We start from the raw sequence: 15,240 nt of genomic DNA, 5'->3' as shown, positions 1-15,240 counted from the left end.
TTATCAAAATATTGAGGTGTATGATTTTAAAAGTAGCCGAAGGCTAAGCAATATACTCACTCGCGGGACGCGAGCGAGTGCAATGGTTACAACAACTTACCCGCAGTGTCTAATGTTTTTGGAATAGGTATATCGGTTCCTATTTTTTTATTGAGTTTTTCAATAAAGTAAGCGGAAAGCAATGGCGATTCTTTCTCTATATTTTGATGAACAAAGAAGTATAACTCTTGTAATCCTTGTTTTTTCCAGGCAGCAATACGTTCCACCCAATCGTCTAAACGTTTGTAGTCTGACTCATGGTTGGCGCCTACGTAACGTATAAAGGCGGTGGGTGTGGTTAAACGCATGTGCATTAAATCCCTCCTACCCGCAGTATCAACCAATACGTTGAGTATGTTACGGCTTTCTAATATGGCATATAATTCATCGGCTACGGCTTTGTCGTTATACCAATTGGTATGCCTGAACTCAACGGACAAAGGAAAATCAACAGGCCAATGATTGATAAATGCTTTTACACGTTCAAAATCTTTAGGCGCAAAGTTTTCTATCATTTGCAAGAATGGAACACCCAGCTTATCGTTTAAATGCGATACATTGTGTATGTATTCATCTACTAACTTTTCGGTATTGTTTAAGCGTTTTAAATGGGAAATATCCTGCCCAATTTTAGGGAAGAACTTAAATCCTTCGGGTACGGCATCGCGCCATTTTTCAAACTGTTCGGCCGGGAACAAACGGTAAAAGGTAGCATTTAACTCTATGCTGTTAAACTGCGAAGCATAATAAGCCAACTCATCTTTGGTACCACGGGGATAAAAGTTTTTTAAATCGGTTTTATTCCATTTGGCACAACCAACGTAGGCTTTAAAGCCGGTTGATTCTTTTCCTTTGAGTACGTTACGGTTGTTTGTATCGTCAGCAGGAATGGTAAAGTCTATATCTTCTGGGTTGGTTACTTGTCCGAATTTCATGGTTATAATATGCTTGGGTGCAATTTATAAAAATAGCGCATATTAATAAATCCAAAGTTTGCTAAAAGAAAGAATTTATGCTCGATATGACTGGTATGGTTTTGGTAAAAAGACGTTGCATGCAACGTCTCTACACGTTGGGGATGTTGAGCGTAGTCGAAACATGCCTAGCCTTTAATTTTTAACGCATTTCACTATTTGCGTACCAAAGCTATGTTCAATTTGTACCATATACAGACCACTTGGTAAACTTTGTAAGTCGTCCATCTGAATGTATTGGTTGTCGGTGTTTACTTCTTTTTCAAATATAGCTACGGTTATACCCAGTCCGTTTTTAATAGCAATTTTCACGGTTTGCGGTGTAGGCAATGTTATGTTTAAACCAAGAGTGTTATGGAATGGATTAGGACTAACTTGTACTGTTATATTTTGATTGTTGTTAATAGTAACCTGTTTTACATCGCTATAGGTGTAATTACCATTTACATCTGTTTGCTTAATGCGGTAATAAATGTTTTCGGTATTGGTTAAAGCTGCTATATTATCTATGCTATTGTAAGTATTAATGCGGTTGCTGGTGCCTGCTCCTTTTTGTTTATCAACGCTTAACCAATTAACCATATCTGTACTGCGTTCTGTTTCAAACCAAGCATTGTTTTGTTCGGTAGCTGTTTGCCAGTTTAATAGTACTGATTCATCGGTATACAAACTAGCCTGAAAGCCTAACCACTTAACAGGTAAGGTAACCTGTGCACTGGCTAAAAAGGTGGTGGTATTATAGTTTGTAATATTGGAAATACCATTGTATTCAATAACAGCCATATAATAATTGGTAATATTGTTAAGCCCGGTAATGGTACATGAACTGCCTGTTCCGTTATAAACCACGTAACAGCTATTACCTAAATTAGTGCCACTGGCAAAAGCACCATTGGCGGTATAAGCAAAGGTATCGGTAGGGAATGAATTAACGGCACTACCTGCTTTGGCTATAACTATACGTCTGTTTCCATTACCGCTTTTCCAATATAAATTAGCAGTATTGGTTCCGTTGTGGGTATAAGTTAAATTACTGCTGCTTATGGTTGGTTCAGGCGCTATGCTCCCACCCCATATTCTTTGCACGTATTGCGGACTATCAATAAACGGGTTTCTGTTTCCTTGTAATGCGGCTACTGCATTGTTGCGTTTTATTTCTTTATCGCTTACGGGGTCTAAATTGTTCCAGCTTAAAAGCAAGCTTAACTGCCACGGTAAAAATGCCGGAAAACTATTACCTGCTAATATATCGCCTGCATTGCCATTGGTGCTCCAGCCGGCAATTAAGTTTTCGTAGCGGGTAGCCATAAAAAAATAACCACGGGCTAAGTCGCCTTTATATTCATCAATAGGTTCAAAAACAGTACCTGTATAACCAAAATTATTGGCAGTGCTGGTACCTAATTTACCTCCATAAGCGCTGGTATAAGTAGCAGTAGTTACATTACCATAAGGGTAATTATTGCGCATACCGTTTACTTTTCCGTCCGAAGCAAAAACATGGTTTAACTCGCTTACCATTGGGGTGCTTGAGTTAAACCAACTCTGCGGAAACGAATGTTCCCTGTTGTAGCAATCGCCTTCAAGCGAATAATTACCACACTGGTTGGTGCTCAGGGTATATTCATAGGGCGAGTTCACATCGAAACGGGCGCTGTATATATCCCATACTTTTCCGTTGGGTTGCACATCGGTAGTGGCATAAGCATTCCATACACCGGGCGTATAACCAACGGCTGTAGTACCTACCGATACTTTACCATACAAAGCTGTTTTTAAACCTGCTCCTCTTACGTTACCAATTGTATTGTAATAAGCAGATGCACCACTGGGAACAGTGGTAGCTATACAGGTACCGCTTACCGTTACACTTACGGTTGTAGAGCCTACACTTGCATTGGTTACACTATTACTAGCACTGGCATAAGTGGCTACTACAGAAGGACTGAATCTTACGTAAACAACAGTGCTGCTTACCGTACCTGAAGTTGGGTTAATGGTAATGGAACCTGTATAACCATACCCGTAGGTTAATGAAACCTCAAAGGCAGGGCTGCTGCTTATAATTAAGGGAGCTGTTAAGCTTGTACCCGAAACGGTATATTTTAAACTGGTTGAACTGTTATACGGATAAACGTTTCCAAAAGAAGGAAGCGTACTTACACTGGTTACAATAGTACCTGCTACGGCATACTGTAAACTAATGAGCCCTACTAATATATGCGCTAAAAATTTCACAAGGCAAAAGTATAACTATTCACTTTTATAATCACTACCCTATTTTAAATAATGATTATATAATCTTCCATATATCAAAATTATTTTTTCATCATTTACCTTAAAATAATTACTTAAATGAGGTTAATCCGCACCACTGCTTTGTTTTATAATTTATCCACATGAATGGTATAATTAAATGGCTTTAATTTTTTAATTAAGTGGTACAATTGTGCTAGTTCTTTACAATATTATTTTGTTTTCATTTAAGGTGAATAGAGAGGGGAACCATGTGTGAATCGTGGGCTGTGCCGCAACTGTAATTCCTAAAAATAATGGATAAGTCAGATTACCTCACAAAATAATTTTGTGCCGAGCCTTCGCAACAAAGGCAAAAAGCATACTCAATAATTAGCCCGATTATAAGGGGCAAATTGTCGTTGTTTATTTCCCTTTTGCGAAAAAAATAAATACCAAACAACGATACTATGCAAGCCAATAGCGAAGAAATATTATTAAAAGAAAACAAAGACCGCTTTGTTATTTTACCTATTAACTACCCTAAAATTTGGGAGCAATACAAGAGGCACGAAGCCAGCTTTTGGACTGCCGAAGAAATTGATTTGAGTGGCGACACCAAAGACTGGGAAAGTTTAAACGATGGCGAACGTCATTTTATAAGCCATGTATTGGCCTTTTTTGCAGCCAGCGATGGTATAGTAAACGAAAACCTGGCCGTTAACTTTATGAGCGAGGTACAATTGCCTGAGGCCAGGTGCTTTTATGGTTTCCAGATAATGATGGAAAACATACACAGCGAAACCTACGCTTTACTGATTGATACCTATATTAAAAACCCACAGGAAAAACACAAACTATTTCATGCCATAGATACCGTACCTGCTGTAAAGAAAAAAGCAGAGTGGGCTTTGCGTTGGATAGACAATGGCTCGTTTGCTGAACGTTTGGTAGCATTTGCGGCAGTAGAAGGTATATTTTTTAGTGGTAGTTTTTGCTCTATATTCTGGATGAAGAAAAGAGGCTTAATGCCCGGGCTTACCTTTAGCAATGAGCTGATAAGCCGCGATGAAGGATTGCATTGTGAGTTTGCCTGCTTGCTTTATAGCATGCTGCAAAACAAATTACCTGAACAACAGGTACGTGCCATTATAGAAGAAGCGGTAACTATTGAAAAAGAATTTATAACCGAAGCATTGCCGGTAAACCTGATTGGAATGAATGCCAAGCTGATGCAACAGTACATAGAGTTTGTTGCCGACCGTTGGTTAGCAGAACTGGGCTGTGCTAAAATATACAATACTACCAATCCTTTTGACTTTATGGAAATGATTTCCTTACAAGGTAAAACCAACTTTTTTGAAAAACGCGTAGGCGATTATCAAAAAGCAGGTGTAATGGGTAACAAGGAATCGCAGGTATTTTCAACCGAGGAGGACTTTTAACGGATTGCTGATTTTTGATTTATGAATTATGATATGAAAGGATTTGTGATTTAGGATATATGATTCAATAAGCACTCATCAACATAACATCAATAATATATAAGAAACTCCAAAAGGAATAAAGAATACAACAAAAGCACCAAGTAAATAAATCATAATTCATAAATCACAAATCATAAATGACTCGGGATGAATTAAAGAAGCGGACTAAAGCATTTCATATAGCCATACTAAAGGTTTGTGACCAATTGCCTAAAAGTACTGCCGGATATGAATTGGCAAAACAATTAATAAGGTCAGCGGGGTCGGTTGGAGCTAATTACAGGGCGGCTTGCAGGGCAAAATCGACAGCGGACTTTATTTATAAAATAGAAATAATTATAGAAGAAGCTGATGAAAGTATGTATTGGTTGGAGATAATGACAGAAGCAGAACTGTTAGCAGATACCATAACCAATCCATTACTAAAAGAAGCAAACGAGTTGGTAAGCATTTTTGTAGCCACGGTTAAAACAACAAAAGCTCGGAATGTATGATGTATGATGTAGGATATTGGAATTGTGATTTAGGATATGAAGGGATTTGTGAATTGTGATTTAGGATATATGATTTCAATAAACACGCATCAACATAACATCAATAATATATAAGAAGCACAAAAAGGAATAAAGAATATAACAAAAGCACTAAGTAAAAACATCAAAAATCAATCCCGATAACTATCGGGATATACATCATATATCATCAATCACAAATCATAAATAGTAAACAATGTTTGTAATAAAAAGAAACGGTAAAAAGGAGTCAGTAAAATTTGATAAGGTTACTGCCCGTATAGAGAAGCTAAGCTACAGCTTAAGCCCCATGGTCAATGTTATTGATGTGGCTAAAAAAACCATCGAAGGTATTTACGAAGGAGTACCCACTACCGAGCTGGATAACCTGGCGGCTGAAACGGCTGCATCGCTTACCATTACGCATCCTGATTATGCTATTTTAGCATCGCGTATAGCCGTAAGTAACTTACATAAAAACACGGTAAAGAGCTTTTCTGAAACCATGGGCAAGCTTTATAACTATATAGATAAAGCTTCGGGTAAAAAGCTACCGCTTATAGCCGATGATGTAATGGCTATTATTGAAGAGCATGCCGAGCTGTTGGATAGTACCATTATATACGACCGCGATTTTGGGTTTGATTACTTTGGGTTTAAAACCTTAGAAAAATCGTACCTGTTAAAGATAGATGGCAAAATAGCAGAACGTCCGCAACACATGTATATGCGCGTAGCCGTGGGTATTCATAAAGAAGATATTGAATCGGCTATAAAAACCTACCACTTAATGAGCGAGCGTTGGATGACCCACGCCACGCCTACCCTTTTCAATGCAGGTTCGCCTAAGCCACAAATGAGCTCGTGCTTTTTGTTAACCATGAAGGACGATAGCATTGATGGTATTTACGATACATTAAAGCAAACGGCTAAAATTTCGCAAAGTGCCGGAGGTATAGGTTTAGCTATACACAATATAAGAGCCACCGGCAGCTATATTGGCGGTACCAACGGTACCAGCAATGGTATTATACCTATGTTACGCGTATTCAACGATACAGCCCGTTATGTAGACCAAGGGGGAGGAAAACGCAAAGGCGCTTTTGCTATATACTTAGAGCCTTGGCATGCCGATGTGTTTGAGTTTTTAGACTTACGCAAAAACCACGGTAAAGAAGAAATGAGAGCCAGGGATTTGTTTTTTGCTTTATGGATATGCGATTTATTTATGAAACGCGTAGAAGCCAATGGTGAGTGGAGCTTATTCTGCCCTAACGAAGCACCGGGCTTAAGCGACTGTTGGGGAGCTGAGTTTGAAACCTTGTATACCAAATACGAAGCCGAAGGCAGAGCCCGCAAAACCGTTAAAGCACAAGACCTATGGTTTGCCATTTTGCAATCGCAGATAGAAACAGGCACACCTTATATGTTGTATAAGGATGCCGCCAATGGCAAAAGCAACCAGCAAAACTTAGGTACTATAAAAAGCAGTAACCTGTGTACCGAAATAATGGAATACACCAGCCCCGATGAAGTAGCGGTGTGTAACTTAGCCTCATTAGCATTGCCTCGTTTTGTTATCAATGGTCAGTTTGACCACCAAAAACTATACGAGGTAACGTATGAAATAACCAAAAACTTAAACAAGATAATAGACAACAACTACTACCCGGTAGAAGAAGCCCGTACCTCTAACATGAAACACCGCCCTATAGGTTTAGGTGTACAGGGTTTAGCCGATGTATTTATATTGTTGCGTTTACCTTTTGAAAGCGAGTTGGCAAAAATGTTAAACAAAAACATTTTCGAAACCATCTACTTTGCTGCTATGACCGCCAGTAAAGATTTGGCGCAAAAAGACGGAGCTTACCAAACCTATGAAGGCTCACCGGTATCGAAAGGTATATTCCAGTTCGATATGTGGGGCGTAACCCCTACCAACCGTTGGGACTGGACGGCTTTAAAAGCAGAGGTAAAACAATATGGTGTACGCAATTCATTGTTAGTAGCACCTATGCCTACGGCTTCTACCTCGCAAATATTTGGTAACAACGAGTGCTTTGAGCCTTATACTTCCAATATATATACCAGACGCGTGTTAAGCGGGGAGTTTATTATTGTAAACAAACACTTGTTAAAAGACCTGGTTAATTTAGGCTTATGGAACAACAGCATGAAAAACAAAATTGTGGCTGCCAATGGTTCTATACAAAACATTGAAGAAATACCTGCCGATATTAAAGAGCTTTACAAAACCGTTTGGGAAATAAAACAACGTAATATTATAGATATGGCTGCCGACAGGGGTGCCTTTATCTGCCAGTCGCAATCGTTAAACCTATTTGTAGATAATCCTACCGCTTCTAAACTCACTTCTATGCATTTCCATGCCTGGAAACAAGGCTTAAAAACAGGTATGTATTATTTACGCAGCCAGGCAGCTACGCAAGCCGTACAGTTTACGGTAGAGAAACAAGGCAGCAACGAAATAAACCCTATTATTCCGGTAAGCGAAAACAAACCACAAGCCAATACCGATACCATAGAACCTGTGCAAATAGACGGACCTGTGTGTACCATGGAAGATGGTTGTATTAGCTGTGGCTCATAAACAAAAGCAACCATGACATTAGAACAGAAAATACAAGCCTCCGAAACACGTATATTTAAAGCGGTATTTCCCAATACCACTAACCATTACGATACCTTGTTTGGAGGCAGTGCCATGCACCTGATGGACGAAGTGGCCTTTATAACAGCCACCCGTTTCAGCCGCCAGAAAATGGTAACCGTTAGCAGCGACCGGATAGATTTTAAAAAGCCTATTCCTGCAGGAACCATTATTGAGCTGGTGGGTAAAGTAACCTATATTGGTACTACGAGCTTAAAGGTACGTGTTGAAATATATATAGAACAAATGTATACCGAGGGCCGCGAAAAAGCCGTTACCGGTGAGTTTACCTTTGTAGCCATAGACGACAACAAGAAGTCAACCCTTATTATTAAATAATATTTAATTTTTACACTTATAAAAGGATTGCTGCTGGTTTATACCACGGCAATCCTTTTTTGTTTGATGCCCTTTTGTCATTTGCAAAAAGAGTATTTCTACTACTAAAAAAAGGTATTTCTACTCTTGTATGAATGGAAAAGGGTAAGTATGTTGCTGGTGATATTATATAATAATATTTAAGCTATGAAAGAATTTTTACAATCAATTTTTAAAACAACAGAAGATAGAGTCAAGAATCCATTTATTGGCTCTTTTATAACTTCTTGGGTATTGTTCAATTGGAAACCAATTGTATTTATCATTTTATCTTCACAAATAATTGAGGACAAAATTAAATACATAGAAACCGAGTTTTCAAATATCGTGTTAGTTCTTTTGTTACCATTATTAGCAGCTATCTTTTATGTTTTAATTCTTCCTTTTTTAAATCTTCTATTTGACGAACTATTGAAATTTCCGCTAGTGAAACGAAATGCCATTCAGATGGAAAAGCAAAAGCAAAAAATTGATAATGAAACACAAATTGCCATAGAAGAAATTAAACGAGAAGAAGCTAAAACAGAATATAGAGAAAAAAATACACATAATAAACTTGTTGAGGAACTTCAAGAGAAAAATAAACAATTACAAGATGATTATGAAAATGAAAAAAAACAAGATAGATTATTAATTGACGAATTTAAGTCTCGACTTAATCATAGAGATGAAATGGCAAATGATGAACAGAAAATTTTCGAAATGAGATATAGCGAATTAAGAGCGGAAATGAAAGAGCTTAATAATATGATATTTGATAAAGATAAACAAATTCAAGAGTTACAAAGGGAATTGATGGAAAAGGATATGAAAGAGAATGAAAAAGTTATTATTAAGTTTGAAAATGGATTACACGTAATTGAAGAATTTGACGGTAAAAATAGAATTTATACAGATGCTGACAATGGAGTACCATACACTGAACTGGAAGTTGATATTTTTAAGAATATGCATAAGTATGAAGTGACTAGAAGACGATCTACACGCTTATCTTAATTCAAGACCTATAACTGAACCTAGCTAGCGCACGCATTTGGCGTGTGTATTCAACAAAACACTAAACAAACTTTATAATACTATTGAAAAGCCTCTATTACCTATTAAGAATTATTTTCTTGCTTGCTGAAGTTGCCATTATTTTCTGGGCTTCTGTTTTTTCTTTAGGTGGAAAGGAACAACAGGAATTAATGTTAAAAGAAAATTTTTGGGAGGTTTATTTATATCGTTTAAGCTTTTGTTTAATACTTGGTTTATTGGTTTTCCTTATCTCAAAAGTTTTAGATTTCTTTTTTAAAAATTCAGCCTTTTACGACAAGACAAAAATTAAAAGAATCAATCGTTTAGAATTTCTTTTTATTATAATTCTTTCCGTTTTATTCACAACCTGGGCATTGGCAACTCAAATTTAGTAAGCAGTGCTGCTGGCTACAACCTACTCATTACTTTTTCATACATTATAAGTTTAACAAAACAACTCCTATATAGGCATGTATTCACGTTCCCAAGGTATAAAGGAGTTACTACACCCCTATTTTCGTGTTAAAATGTCAGGAAAGGAACTCCTATGTACCCTGGGAATCACGTTCCCAAGGCATAAAGGAACTCCTTTATTGCTATTTTCATGTTGAAATACCTATAAAGGAGTTCCTTTATAGGCATTCATTCACTTTTTAAGGGTATATAGGAGTATAAATATACCTTTTTTGCTGCCTAAATGTCAAAAATGGAGTCCCGATGCCCATAATTTTTCTGAAATGTCAATAAAGGAGTTCCTTTATGCCTATAATTTTTTCAAAATGCCCATAAAGGAGTTACCAGATAGTTATGGTTTTGGAAAATGTGCATTGCAAATATGTATTCTATACCGTTAAGGGAGAAGCGATATTTGTTTAAATGACTACTCTACCAAATAAAATTAGCATTTCTTTTTAAGCCCTTAACTTTTCCACTCTTCTTAATCTTAATTGTTTTACTATCCCTTTCATTAGTTGTTCTATCAGTAATATAAATATCTATTTCACTTATGGTTCTGTATTCATTATACCTATTCCATATCCATATATTATATCTTTTGCCCGAAATACCGCAATCATATATACCAATACCTCTACGATTACTATCAAAAAAAATAGAAATGTCATTAAGCCAATTGCGAATTTGGGAAATGTGAAGCTCTTCATCAACATTAATACTTTCACCATTCTTGTTATAGTTACTATCTATATCACTTATGATACTTATTCTACCCAATGAATCATATTCGTATAATTTTAAAATACCTTTAGGTCTTAGTTGGATTCCATTTTGTGGATGAAGAAACTGTAATTTTAAATTATTGGAGTCTAATATAGAGCCATCAGACTGATATATTTTATTCAATTCCCCATTACTAGAACTAATATATTTTTCATTAGTTGGTAAATTATTTGAATATTTTACTATTGAATCTAAAAAATACTTATTTAGATAATATTGAAATCCATTTAACTCATTACATTTAATGGAATGTATTTTTGATAGTTTATTATTACTATCAACCAGAAGAATAATCCTATCATCTGAATTTATACGAATTTCTATTGTATCTAATTTCTTTTTTGAATTTACAGAAATTAATACCTGGCTTTTTGTAACTGTACAAAACAAAACGAAAACAAAAACAATTAATACTTTATACATACTCTTATACTCAATTAGTAGTCAATTTATCCGTGCTTGGTATCCGCACCAATGACCTTGAAAAGGTCAAATATATATAGTATACCCAACAAAAAAGGTATTCGACCCCGAAGGGGTCGTACAGGCAGGCAGTACTCCCTTTCTTATTAACATTTGACTCCTTTGGAGTCTTTCTTGTGAGTGGTTGGTGTGCGTACTAACAACCAAAAGCATTTCATTGTTTATCTTATAATTGTTGTCCCCAGATAAAATTTAATAAAAAACTTATATCCGTTTTTTAAATTTATAGTATCTGTTTTTAATTTACTATATCCAACAGCTGATATTATGATTGAATGGCTTCCCTCTTTCACTTGTTTGCGAAACCCGCCAATACTGTCAACCATAGCTAAATATTTGTTAGAATCTAAATAAACAATTCCATAGTTTAATTTTTCATTTGACCTCTTATCGAAAACTATTCCTTCCAGAATACAACTATCCTTACTTATAATGATACTATCTATTTCATAATATCCTTTGATAACAATTGGTCTATGCTTTTTATTCTGGATATTACAGTTACTTATAACAAAGACCATTGTTAATATAAAAAACCTATAAATCATACTGTTTTTTTTCTCAATTACTTTTGTCCGTGGTTGGTGTCCTCACCCATGACCTTGAAAAGGTCAAATATATATAGTATACCCAACAAAAAAAGGGATTCGACCCCGAAGGGGTCGTACAGGCAGGCAGTGCCCTCCTTCATATTAACATTTGACTCCTTTGGAATCATTTATCCGTGCTTGGTGTCCTTACCAACCACACTTCTAAAAGTTTTGTATTTTTAAATTACATTTGTTTATGCAGGGTGCATAGTCCATTTAATAAACAACAGTAATGAGTAAAAAATCACTAGACAGAAAAGCAGCACAACAATTTATTATAGAGAGCAGGGATAGCAACAAAACAGACCAGGAAATTTACAATGAATTAGTGCAACAGTATTACGACAGCAAAGCCATTGCGCTTTTAATTACCGGAACAGTAACCAAAGAGAACAAAGAGAAATATAAGCTATACAATAATATATTATTGGGGTTATTGGGTTTGTCCATTGTGTTGCGCATACTGCTTGTATTTAATTTAACTATACAAACCGGGCAAGCATGGACCCTTTTATTGGTGTTTATTGTTCCATTTTTTGCAGCTTATTTTGCCTATGAAGTAGCCCGGTACAACGCACCCATCTATCGTTTTTGTGGTATAATGACCATAGTGGGTTTTGCACAAAGCATGAGCAAGTCAGACGGAGGGCCGGATATGATGATTAACTTAGTTTTAGCAAGCACCATTGCCGGACTTTCCTTTTACCTGGATAACAAAATGTTTCCAAACTACACTCCGCAAAAGTTAAAAAAGGATAGCAATGGAGAATACATACTTAGTTAAATACTATTTGTAGAGACGTTGTATGCAACGTCTTTTTGTTTTACATTATTAATGATGTTATAACTGATTAATTAATATTGTTTAAAGACGTTGCAATGCAACGTCTCTACGTTTGTTACTAAATAAAATACTATTATTTGCTATAATTGAAATTGCTTTAGCCATACCATTGACACGCAAGAAATGAATACAAACAAAAAAATACTTTTAGTAGAGGATGAAATTAAAGTAGTTGCTTTTATAAAAAAAGGACTGGAGGAAGTGGGCTATGAAGTATCGGTTGCTTTGGATGGAAACACGGCTATTGCTATGGCCACAAATGCGGGTTACGACCTTATTATACTGGACATTATGCTGCCCGACAAGAATGGCATAGAGGTATGCAAAGAGTTGCGTTTGCGCAACATTAGCTCCCCTATTTTATTTTTAACCGCACTGGGCACTTCAGAAAATATAGCCTTGGGCTTAAATACCGGAGCTGATGATTATCTGGTAAAACCATTTAAGTTTATTGAGCTCAATGCACGCATCAATGCATTGCTCAGGCGCTCCTCACAAACAGATGAACCCACTAACGATAAAAGTAAAAACACCTTTGTGGTAGGCGATTTGGTGGTGAACGATGATGCAAAAACAGTGTCGCGCAATGGCACCGCCATATCACTAACCGCCACCGAATACCGCTTGCTTTTAGTACTAATGAAAAACAAAGGCAAAGTATTATCGCGCATGGATATATTAGAAAGTGCCTGGGATATTAATTTTAATATGGAAACAAACGTGGTAGATGTTTACATTAACTACCTGCGCAAAAAAATAGATACCGATAACGAACCTAAATTAATTCATACCGTTGTAGGCATGGGTTATATTTTAAAATAACCCTATGAAAACACAAACCAAACTGGCCATTATTTTAGGGTTAATAAGCATTGTATTGGTTATACTGTTTGGTGCAACCATTTATTACTCTTTAAACAAATTTTCGTACCTCGATTTTTACAAACGCCTGCAAGCACGTGTGAGTATTGCCGCACAATACAATTTAAGTGTGGATGATTTAAACAATACCCATTTAATTGCTTTAAGAACCAAGCACCTGGAAAAGCTGGAAAAAGAACAGGAATACATCATAGAGTTGCTTCCGCAAACAACACTAAACAATATAGCCGATACCTATAAACTTCCGCTTGATTTTATAGAAGCATTGACCAAAAACGGCAATGCCGAATCGAAAAAAGGCAATATATTATATGCAGGAGCCAAACACCAAAAGCTAAACAAACAATACCTCGTTATTGTATCGGCCGAAAACTATTATGTATCCCATCACCTTAGTTTTGTCCGCAATATTCTCATTGCCGGTATTTCTATGGTTATACTCATTGTGGCCGCCTTTTCCGTTTACTTTTCCAAATCTATTTTTTACCCCATTAAAAACATAACCGATAAGGTAAAACAAATAAGCACCGAAAACATTCACCTGCGTTTAGAAAGTAACTACGCCACCAGCAACGAAATAAGTGAACTTACCAATACTTTTAATGGTTTGCTCGATAGGGTTGAAACCGCTTTTGAAACACAGAAAAACTTTATCAGCAATGCATCGCATGAGTTAGGCACGCCATTAACCGCTATCATTGGCGAGGCCGATGTTACCTTGTTAAAAGAAAGAAATCCGGGAGAGTATATTAAAGCCATTCAAAACATATTGCAACAAGCCGAGCGCTTAAACGAGATTACCCAATCTCTTTTATTTTTAGCACAAACAGGCTACAAAGGCCAGGCCATTACGTTTGAAAGAATAAGGATGGACGAAATTATTTGGGAAACAAAAGCCATTATAGACAGACTGAATCCCAATAACAAAATTATGGTAGATTTAAGTTTACTACCCGAAGACCCTACCAAGCTAAAGTTAGCAGGCAACAAACAACTATTAAACCTTGCCTTTGCCAATATACTAAACAATGCCTGCAAATACTCTAACAACAAACCTGTAACCGTACAAATAGCATCGAGCAATACATATGTTATAGTAAGCATTCAGGACAACGGAATAGGTATTCCTAAAACCGATATTCCATTTATTTACGACCCCTTTTTCAGGGCATCCAATACCACTTTGTTTGAAGGTTACGGAATAGGCCTGCCACTAACCCGTAATATTATTCACTTACACAAAGGGCAAGTGCTGGTTAGTTCCGTACAAAATGAAGGAACAACTGTGCAAATAAAAATTCCGGTAATGGTTGTGTAACTACCATCTGTTACCTTAAAGTGAACCGCTTGAAAAGCGATTCATTTTTATTCTTATCAAATTCTAATCTCATCCTTATACCCTGCTAATTTAGCCACCATAGCTTTGCCTCCATATTTCTTAATGCTTAAGTTATGGCCAAAACTATTTTAATACCTATTGATTTTCAAACCGCCTCCCTGCATACATTAAAAGTGGTGTTAGAAAACAATACAAACACCCCCATAAGAGTTGTGTTGATGTATGCTGAATACCTCAGTGATTCCATTTCAGACTTATTGTTTTACTCCCATACAAAAGTTATTACAGCACTTAACACACCAGAGTTTCAAGAGGCTTTAGAAATACTCAAAAACAGGTTCGAAGCCTCGCTTGAAAAAATTGACATCAAGATATTTCATGGCGTAAACACCAATGCACTCAATAACTTTTGTAAGGCAAACAATATAGAGGCCATTTATGTACCCAAAACGTACAAATTAAAAACGCCCAATCAGGCATTTAACCCTATTCCATTGTTACGCAAAACAACACTCCCCTTTACCGAAGTGGAGTAAACCTCCTTTCCCAT

At 36.5% G+C, this 15,240-nt stretch carries 14 protein-coding genes and 1 riboswitch; of the genes, 10 read left to right on the top strand and 4 right to left on the bottom strand.

Annotated elements, in window-relative coordinates; genetic code table 11:
• Nucleotides 1-86: 86 nt before the first annotated feature.
• Nucleotides 87-974, bottom strand: coding sequence for a DUF72 domain-containing protein (locus tag V4538_12285; protein MES2381815.1), 888 nt, complete (start codon nucleotides 972-974; stop codon nucleotides 87-89).
• Nucleotides 975-1,148: 174 nt separating this feature from the next.
• On the bottom strand, nucleotides 1,149-3,251 hold the full coding sequence (locus tag V4538_12280; GenBank protein ID MES2381814.1) for an endonuclease: 2,103 nt from the start codon (nucleotides 3,249-3,251) through the stop codon (nucleotides 1,149-1,151).
• Nucleotides 3,252-3,470: 219 nt separating this feature from the next.
• A riboswitch (cobalamin riboswitch) is annotated at nucleotides 3,471-3,606 on the top strand.
• Nucleotides 3,607-3,718: 112 nt separating this feature from the next.
• On the opposite strand from V4538_12280, the gene V4538_12275 reads away from it, so the two are divergent.
• From V4538_12275 to V4538_12250, 6 genes are all read left to right on the top strand, one after another.
• Nucleotides 3,719-4,693, top strand: coding sequence for a ribonucleoside-diphosphate reductase small subunit (locus tag V4538_12275; GenBank protein ID MES2381813.1), 975 nt, complete (start codon nucleotides 3,719-3,721; stop codon nucleotides 4,691-4,693).
• Between the two features lie 179 nt (nucleotides 4,694-4,872).
• A complete protein-coding gene (locus V4538_12270) occupies nucleotides 4,873-5,229 on the top strand; it encodes a four helix bundle protein (GenBank protein ID MES2381812.1) in 357 nt (118 codons plus the stop codon).
• A 235-nt stretch (nucleotides 5,230-5,464) separates the two neighbouring features.
• Complete coding sequence (locus tag V4538_12265; protein MES2381811.1) at nucleotides 5,465-7,858, top strand: ribonucleoside-diphosphate reductase subunit alpha; 2,394 nt, start codon at nucleotides 5,465-5,467, stop codon at nucleotides 7,856-7,858.
• 12 nt (nucleotides 7,859-7,870) lie between these two features.
• Nucleotides 7,871-8,257 carry an acyl-CoA thioesterase gene (locus tag V4538_12260; protein MES2381810.1) on the top strand — a complete coding sequence of 129 codons (387 nt, stop codon included), beginning with the start codon at nucleotides 7,871-7,873 and terminating at the stop codon, nucleotides 8,255-8,257.
• Between the two features lie 186 nt (nucleotides 8,258-8,443).
• Nucleotides 8,444-9,292 carry a hypothetical protein gene (locus V4538_12255; GenBank protein MES2381809.1) on the top strand — a complete coding sequence of 283 codons (849 nt, stop codon included), beginning with the start codon at nucleotides 8,444-8,446 and terminating at the stop codon, nucleotides 9,290-9,292.
• A gap of 119 nt (nucleotides 9,293-9,411) precedes the next feature.
• Nucleotides 9,412-9,705: a hypothetical protein gene (locus V4538_12250; GenBank protein MES2381808.1), complete on the top strand. Its 294-nt coding sequence runs from the start codon at nucleotides 9,412-9,414 to the stop codon at nucleotides 9,703-9,705.
• 493 nt (nucleotides 9,706-10,198) lie between these two features.
• Here V4538_12250 and V4538_12245 read toward each other — a convergent pair whose 3' ends face one another.
• Together V4538_12245 and V4538_12240 are read right to left on the bottom strand one after the other, a co-directional pair.
• Nucleotides 10,199-10,975 (bottom strand): hypothetical protein, encoded by a 777-nt coding sequence (locus tag V4538_12245; protein ID MES2381807.1) that lies wholly within the window; start codon nucleotides 10,973-10,975, stop codon nucleotides 10,199-10,201.
• A gap of 221 nt (nucleotides 10,976-11,196) precedes the next feature.
• Nucleotides 11,197-11,583 carry a hypothetical protein gene (locus V4538_12240; GenBank protein MES2381806.1) on the bottom strand — a complete coding sequence of 129 codons (387 nt, stop codon included), beginning with the start codon at nucleotides 11,581-11,583 and terminating at the stop codon, nucleotides 11,197-11,199.
• Between the two features lie 274 nt (nucleotides 11,584-11,857).
• Between V4538_12240 and V4538_12235 the strand changes: the two genes are divergently transcribed.
• The 4 genes from V4538_12235 to V4538_12220 all read left to right on the top strand — a co-directional run bounded on the left by V4538_12235 (nucleotide 11,858) and on the right by V4538_12220 (nucleotide 15,226).
• Nucleotides 11,858-12,409, top strand: coding sequence for a hypothetical protein (locus V4538_12235; GenBank protein ID MES2381805.1), 552 nt, complete (start codon nucleotides 11,858-11,860; stop codon nucleotides 12,407-12,409).
• A gap of 183 nt (nucleotides 12,410-12,592) precedes the next feature.
• Entirely contained in the window at nucleotides 12,593-13,291 is a 699-nt protein-coding gene (locus V4538_12230) for a response regulator transcription factor (GenBank protein MES2381804.1), read from the top strand.
• Nucleotides 13,292-13,295: 4 nt separating this feature from the next.
• Complete coding sequence (locus V4538_12225; protein ID MES2381803.1) at nucleotides 13,296-14,669, top strand: HAMP domain-containing sensor histidine kinase; 1,374 nt, start codon at nucleotides 13,296-13,298, stop codon at nucleotides 14,667-14,669.
• 134 nt (nucleotides 14,670-14,803) lie between these two features.
• The gene (locus tag V4538_12220) at nucleotides 14,804-15,226 is read left to right on the top strand and encodes a hypothetical protein (GenBank protein ID MES2381802.1); all 423 of its coding nucleotides are present in this window, start codon (nucleotides 14,804-14,806) and stop codon (nucleotides 15,224-15,226) included.
• Nucleotides 15,227-15,240 lie beyond the last annotated feature (14 nt).

The organism is Bacteroidota bacterium (genome assembly GCA_040388375.1).
Lineage (GTDB): Bacteria > Bacteroidota > Bacteroidia > UKL13-3 > UKL13-3 > JAAFJM01.
This window is presented reverse-complemented; position numbering and strand designations above follow the sequence as displayed.

Excerpts from the sequence above, each read along its gene's own strand:
- V4538_12225 (MES2381803.1), top strand. The coding sequence starts at position 13,296 with ATGAAAACACAAACCAAACTGGCCATTATTTTAGGGTTAATAAGCATT.
- V4538_12260 (MES2381810.1), top strand. The coding sequence starts at position 7,871 with ATGACATTAGAACAGAAAATACAAGCCTCCGAAACACGTATATTTAAA.
- V4538_12285 (MES2381815.1), bottom strand. The coding sequence starts at position 974 with ATGAAATTCGGACAAGTAACCAACCCAGAAGATATAGACTTTACCATT.
- V4538_12230 (MES2381804.1), top strand. The coding sequence starts at position 12,593 with ATGAATACAAACAAAAAAATACTTTTAGTAGAGGATGAAATTAAAGTA.
- V4538_12240 (MES2381806.1), bottom strand. The coding sequence starts at position 11,583 with ATGATTTATAGGTTTTTTATATTAACAATGGTCTTTGTTATAAGTAAC.
- V4538_12275 (MES2381813.1), top strand. The coding sequence starts at position 3,719 with ATGCAAGCCAATAGCGAAGAAATATTATTAAAAGAAAACAAAGACCGC.
- V4538_12245 (MES2381807.1), bottom strand. The coding sequence starts at position 10,975 with ATGTATAAAGTATTAATTGTTTTTGTTTTCGTTTTGTTTTGTACAGTT.
- V4538_12235 (MES2381805.1), top strand. The coding sequence starts at position 11,858 with ATGAGTAAAAAATCACTAGACAGAAAAGCAGCACAACAATTTATTATA.
- V4538_12270 (MES2381812.1), top strand. The coding sequence starts at position 4,873 with ATGACTCGGGATGAATTAAAGAAGCGGACTAAAGCATTTCATATAGCC.
- V4538_12220 (MES2381802.1), top strand. The coding sequence starts at position 14,804 with ATGGCCAAAACTATTTTAATACCTATTGATTTTCAAACCGCCTCCCTG.
- V4538_12265 (MES2381811.1), top strand. The coding sequence starts at position 5,465 with ATGTTTGTAATAAAAAGAAACGGTAAAAAGGAGTCAGTAAAATTTGAT.
- V4538_12255 (MES2381809.1), top strand. The coding sequence starts at position 8,444 with ATGAAAGAATTTTTACAATCAATTTTTAAAACAACAGAAGATAGAGTC.